This is a genomic window from Domibacillus indicus, from assembly GCF_023715895.1.
Taxonomy (GTDB): domain Bacteria; phylum Bacillota; class Bacilli; order Bacillales; family Domibacillaceae; genus Domibacillus; species Domibacillus indicus_A.
This window is the reverse complement of record NZ_JAMBOO010000056.1, coordinates 1-1,270: the sequence shown is the minus strand read 5'-3', so window position 1 is coordinate 1,270 and position 1,270 is coordinate 1. Positions and strand designations below refer to the sequence as shown.

The window sequence follows — 1,270 nt, the reverse complement described above, 5'->3', positions numbered from 1 at the left end:
TGATCTGCCCCCCGTCAAGTAGACACTCATAAAGAGCTACATAGCCTTCACACGATATTCAACAGGGGAAAGGTTATGTAGTTTCTTTTGACACCTTGAGGTGTTATAGAATTCGATGTATTTATGTATGGCTTGTTCAATTTCAAAAATATTATTAAACGTTAGGAGATAAAAGCACTCAGCCTTTAAATGTCCAAAAAAGCTTTCAATACAAGCATTGTCCAGACAATTTCCTTTTCTAGACATACTTGCTTTCATGCCATAGGTCTTCAGCGCATGGTGATAGGCCCGGGATGTATATTGCACGCCTTGATCACTATGCAGAAGAATGTCCTTTACAGGACGCTTTTTACAGGCTGCGTCAAGCGTATCAAGTACCAATTGGAGATTATTTACCCGGCTTATCTTGTAGGAGACAACTTCATTATTATACAAATCATAAATAACAGATAAATAAAGGCGTTGTTTATTGAAAGGAAGGATGGTTACATCCGTTACCCATTTTTCATTCGGCCGGGCAGCTTGAAACCCTCGATTTAAGTAGTTTTTTGACACGACACAGACTTCTCTCTTACCATGAAATATGCGTTTTTTACGAATCCTGGCTTGAATGCCGAGCTCCTTCATCAGTCTATAAATTCTTTTATGGTTTATGGGCTTCTTTATTGTTTTACGTAACCAGACAGTCATTCTTCGGTAACCAAATATACCTCGATACTGAGAAAAGACCTCCATGATCTTTTCTTGTAGAGACTGGTCTTCGACCTGTTTTTTTGAAGGGGTCTGTCTGTTTTTAATCCACTTATAGTATCCACTTCTTGAAACTCCTGCAATCTCACAAAGCAAGGTAATAGGAAATCGATGAGACATCTCATAGATTACCTGGTATTCAAGGTATTTGGCTCTTCTTATCGCCCCTTCCTGGCTTCTAACAGCTTTTTTAAATATTCGACTTCTGCTTCTAAGCGTCTAATCTTTTCTTGATCCGAAGGATTTTGAGGTTTCCTTCCAGCTAAAGCGCTTCGCTTCTCTTTTAAGCCATCAATTCCTTCTTCTTTATAAGCTTTTACCCATCTCATCACCTGAGTCGCGTGCACATTAAACTGCTCAGCCACTGGCCGATACCCTCCCAGTTCTCCCGAAATATACAGTTCGACTGCCTGCAGTTTAAGCTCTACAGAGTATGTTTGTTTTTTCGCCATTTAAAATCCCCCTTGAGTAAACAGTAGTGTTGCTTTTCTACACTGTCCACTTAAGGGGGAGCATATCA

Annotated in this window: 2 protein-coding genes; both read right to left on the bottom strand. The window is 39.8% G+C overall.

Features of this window, described 5'->3' with window-relative positions; genetic code table 11:
- Positions 1-36: 36 nt before the first annotated feature.
- Entirely contained in the window at positions 37-912 is an 876-nt protein-coding gene (locus tag M3221_RS25385) for an IS3 family transposase (RefSeq protein ID WP_251274811.1), read from the bottom strand.
- Positions 909-1,202: a helix-turn-helix domain-containing protein gene (locus tag M3221_RS25380; RefSeq protein WP_251274810.1), complete on the bottom strand. Its 294-nt coding sequence runs from the start codon at positions 1,200-1,202 to the stop codon at positions 909-911. Before M3221_RS25380 ends, M3221_RS25385 begins: the two co-directional genes overlap by 4 nt.
- Between the last annotated feature and the right edge of the window lie 68 nt (positions 1,203-1,270).

Excerpts from the sequence above, each read along its gene's own strand:
- M3221_RS25380 (WP_251274810.1), bottom strand. The coding sequence starts at position 1,202 with ATGGCGAAAAAACAAACATACTCTGTAGAGCTTAAACTGCAGGCAGTC.